Genomic DNA, 4,295 nt, shown 5'->3' with positions numbered 1-4,295 from the left:
CAGCCGGGCCAGGCGGACGTCCGCGCGGTCGCGGGGACGGGCCCCCGGCACGTCCACGATCCGCCCCACGGTCGCTCCGGGGCGGGCCACGCCGTCGGGCACGGGGACGTCACGGGCGAGCAGCAGCACGCGGTCGGCGAGCTGCAGGGCCTCCTCCACGTCATGGGTGATGAGCAGGACGGTGGTGCCGGTGGCGGCGTGCACGTCCAGCAGCAGGTCCTGCATCTTCAGGCGGGTCAGGGCGTCGAGGGCGCCGAAGGGCTCGTCGAGCAGCAGCACGCCGGGGCGGCGGGCCAGGGCGCGGGCGAGCGAGGCCCGCTGGGCCATGCCGCCGGAGACCTCCCGGGGGCGGTGCTCCGCGAAGGGCGCGAGGCCCACGAGCTCGAGCAGCTCCTGCACGCGGGCCCGGCCCGCGGCGCGGTCCAGCCCCCGGGGCAGGCCGAGTTCCACGTTGCGGCGCAGGGTGCGCCAGGGCAGCAGGCGCGGCTCCTGGAAGCCGACGGCGGTGCGCTCGTCGTAGGGGCGCACGGGCGAGCCGTCGATCAGCAGCTCTCCGTCGAAGTCCGGGTCCAGGCCGGCCACGGCGCGCAGCAGCGTGGACTTGCCGCAGCCGGAGGCGCCGATCACGGCGAGCACCTCGCCGGGCGCCACGGTCAGGTCCACGTCGCGCAGGACGACGCGTGGTCCGTCCGCGGTGGGGAACGTGCGCCCGACGCCGCGGAAGACGACGTCGAGGCTGTGGCGGTCCTCGTCCCGGACCGGGGTGGAGGCGGTGGCACGGGAAGGCGCGTGCACGCTCATGGAGGGCTCCCATCGTCGCTGCGTCGTCGGTGTCGGCGCCGGACGGAGACGGATGCCAAACAGACCACCGCGGGCCCGGTCGGCTGCAAGTCTGCCCCGCCGCCGGCGCCGGAGGGCCGCACGGGCGTCACACCGGGGGCGCCGGGCCCCGCGCCGATCCCGCGCCGAGCCGGCGCCGAGCCAGCGCCGAGCCAGACGTTTCGGTCGTCTCCGTAGGGTGGAGGCAGCAGATTTCTCTGGCTCAGCGCTGGGGTGTCACTGGCTCAGCGCTGGGACGTCACTGGCTCAGCGCTGGGGTGCCGCTGAGTCGCCGCAGGGACGCCACCCGCGGACGTGCCCTCCGTCACGGTCGGGGCATGTCACGAACCGGGCGCCGCACGCGTGGCCGGGCCCGGCGGGGCCGTCATGAACCCCTGGGCCGGACCGGCTTCCACCGCCGGCCGCGTCAGCGTTGCATGGTGCGGAACCGTCGCTCGCCCGGCCGCGCCCCTGCGACCGGGCGGCCCTGGAAAGGAGACCCATGAGCACCGCCGAGAACGCCGGGGCCGGAGCACCCACCCGCCCGGACGAGCACCGCGCGATCCTCTTCAACGCATTCGACATGAACTGCGTCGCCCACCAGTCCCCGGGTCTCTGGCGTCACCCCGACGACCACGCCCGGGACTACAACACCCTGGGCTACTGGACGCACCTGGCGCAGACGCTGGAGAAGGGCCTGTTCGACGGCCTGTTCATCGCCGACGTCCTCGGCCCGTACTCCGTGTACGGCGGCACCTCCGAGGCCGCCATCAGGACCGGCGCGCAGACCCCCGTGAACGACCCGTTCCTGCTCGTCTCCGCGATGGCCGCGGTCACCGAGCACCTCGGCTTCGGCGTCACCGCGGGCACCGCCTACGAGCACCCCTACCCGTTCGCCCGCCGCCTCGCCACGCTCGACCACCTCACGGGCGGCCGCGTGGGCTGGAACGTGGTCACCGGTTACCTGCCCTCCGCCGCCCAGAACATGGGCCAGGACGACCAGATGGAGCACGACGAGCGCTACGAGCACGCCGACGAGTACCTCGACGTCGTCTACAAGCTCCTCGAGGGCTCGTGGGAGGACGACGCCGTCGTCTACGACAAGGAGTCCGGCGTGTTCGCGGACCCGGCCAAGGTCCACGACATCGCCCACGAGGGCCGGTACTTCACCGTGCCCGGCCACGCCGTCACCGAGCCGTCCGTGCAGCGCACCCCCGTGATCTACCAGGCCGGCGCCTCGACGCGCGGCCGCGCCTTCGCCGGCAAGCACGCCGAGGCCGTGTTCATCAACTCCCCCACGAAGGAGCTGGCGGCCGCCACCGTGAAGAAGATCCGCCAGGCCCTGGTGGACGCCGGCCGTGACCCGTACGACGTGAAGATCTTCGCGATGCAGACGATCGTCACCGGGGCCACCGACGAGGACGCGCGGGCCAAGTACGACGACCTGGCGCAGTACGTGGACCCGCTGGGCGGCCTCGTGCTCATGTCCGGCTGGATGGGCATCGACCTGTCCCAGTACGACCTGGACGAGCCGATCGGGGACGTGAAGTCGAACGCCATCCAGTCCGCCGTGGAGACCTTCCAGAAGGCCTCCGGCACGGATGAGGAGTGGACCGTGCGCAAGCTCGCCGAATGGGTGGGCATCGGCGGCTTCGGCCCCGTGATCGTGGGCGGCGGCGAGTCCGCGGCCCGTCAGCTCGTCGAGTGGGCCGACGAGACCGACGTGGACGGCTTCAACCTCGCCTACCACATCACCCCGGGCGCCTTCGAGGACGTCGTGGAGTTCGTGGTGCCGGCGCTGCAGAAGCTCGGCCGCTACAAGACCGCGTACACGGACGGCACGCTGCGCCACAAGCTCTTCGGCCGCGGCGACCACCTGCCGCAGAACCACCACGGCGCATCCTTCGCCCTGCGCCGCCGGTAGGGTGACGCCAATGGCCGCGGCGCCCTGCCTCGGCCGGCAGCAGCCCCAGGAGGAGAACATGCAGCGCAGACGTGCCGTCCGCGCGGCCGGGCTCGGCGTCGTGGGCGCCCTGGCCTTGGCCGGGTGCGCATCCGAGCCGCAGTCGGCGGGGGAGGCCTGGCATCAGGCCCGCACCCAGTTGGACGAGGCCGAGACCGTCCGACTCGAGACCGCCTACACCACCGGCCGTCAGGGCCCGCACTCGGTCCGCTGGGACATCGCCGGCCGGCTCGACGGCGGCGACGCCGAGTCGAAGGGCGTCATGCAGGTCGGCCGGGACTCACACATCACCATGGAGTCCCGCCAGGTCGGCGAGGATGTGTTCGTCCGGGTCGACGTGGACGGCTCCGACGTCCCGGACGACGTCCAGGTGATGTACTCCGACCCGCAGTGGCGCCGTGTCCCGGCCGGTGAGGGGCAGGAGCCGCCCCTGAAGGCCCTCCTCGACCAGGTGGGCTTCCCCGCGGCGGACGCCCTCGACGGCGCCGAGGTGCGCGCCGAGGAGGTCGACTGGGACGACGGCACGGCCTACCGCTACGCCGTGCCCGAGGAGGTCGCCGACGCCGCAATGGTCGAGGGCGACGCCACCCGGGTGCACTCCTTCACGGTGGACGACGACGGCGAGCTGGTCGCGCTCACCGTCGACGACGGCCGGGCCACCCAGCAGTACGCCCTGAGCGACTGGAACCAGATCGAGCCGGCCGAGGCGCCGGAGGAGGTGGCCGAGTGAGGCAGCGCCAGACCCAGACCCGCCGCACCCGCCGCGGCCTGTCCCTCGCCGCCCTCGGGGCGGCCGCCCTGCTGCTGACCGGCTGCGCCTCGGGCGACGACGCCCCCGGCGCCTGGGACCGCGCCCGCACCCAGCTCGAGGAGGCCGACTCCGTCCGCATGGTCACCGAGCTGCGGTCCGAGGCCCCGAGCAACGGCCGCGCGGTCCCGGACGCGGTGGACATCTCCGGTCCCGTGGACGGCTCGTCCATGCGGTACGTGTCCGTGTACAAGGACGACGGTCTGATCACCCGGGACGAGTCCCGGATCGTGGACGGCACCGCGTACTCCCGGTTCACGGTGGAGCGCGTCGGCGCGAGCGGTGAGGACCATCCCGCCTATGCGGAGCGCTGGACCGCCACCCCGTACGAGGGCGATCCCAGCGCCACCGGCATGGGCGCGATGGTGAGCTCCCTGCTGGGCTCCCTGCCGGAGTCGGGCGGCCTGGACGACGTCGAGGCGGACGCGGACGGCATCCGCCGCAGCGGTCAGGATGCGATCCGCTACGTGCTGGACGAGCCCGTCTCGGGCCCGCAGGAGGGCGTGGAGCTGACCGCGTTCACGGTGTCCAAGGAGGACGGCCGCCTGCTCACCGTGGAGACCGAGTCCGCCGGCACGAAGGCCGTGGTGACCCTCTCCGAGATGGGCGGGGTGGATCCGGTGCAGGCCCCGCCGGCCGACGAGGTCCTGAAGCAGGACGGCTGACCCGGCCCACGGCGGCGGCGGCCCGCCTCCCCTCGGGGAG

At 73.6% G+C, this 4,295-nt stretch carries 4 protein-coding genes; 3 read left to right on the top strand and 1 reads right to left on the bottom strand.

The features are described 5' to 3' along the window. Positions 1–801, bottom strand: an 801-nt coding sequence (locus HMPREF3105_RS10580) for an ABC transporter ATP-binding protein (RefSeq protein WP_070709552.1), incomplete at its 3' end; no start/stop codon positions are given. A 520-nt stretch (positions 802–1,321) separates the two neighbouring features. Between HMPREF3105_RS10580 and HMPREF3105_RS10575 the strand changes: the two genes are divergently transcribed. The 3 genes from HMPREF3105_RS10575 to HMPREF3105_RS10565 are packed head-to-tail and all read left to right on the top strand — an operon-like array spanning position 1,322 to position 4,255. After that, positions 1,322–2,743, top strand: coding sequence for an LLM class flavin-dependent oxidoreductase (locus tag HMPREF3105_RS10575; protein ID WP_020621436.1), 1,422 nt, complete (start codon positions 1,322–1,324; stop codon positions 2,741–2,743). Positions 2,744–2,801: 58 nt separating this feature from the next. Beyond that, positions 2,802–3,512: a Tat (twin-arginine translocation) pathway signal sequence gene (locus tag HMPREF3105_RS10570; RefSeq protein WP_225348884.1), complete on the top strand. Its 711-nt coding sequence runs from the start codon at positions 2,802–2,804 to the stop codon at positions 3,510–3,512. After that, entirely contained in the window at positions 3,509–4,255 is a 747-nt protein-coding gene (locus HMPREF3105_RS10565; protein ID WP_060973610.1) for a hypothetical protein, read from the top strand. Before HMPREF3105_RS10570 ends, HMPREF3105_RS10565 begins: the two co-directional genes overlap by 4 nt. Positions 4,256–4,295: the final 40 nt, after the last annotated feature.

The sequence above is a fragment of the Micrococcus sp. HMSC31B01 genome, from assembly GCF_001816085.1.
Lineage (GTDB): Bacteria > Actinomycetota > Actinomycetes > Actinomycetales > Micrococcaceae > Micrococcus > Micrococcus luteus.
The sequence above is the reverse complement of the archived record's forward strand: the minus strand, read 5'-3'. Positions and strand labels throughout refer to the sequence as shown.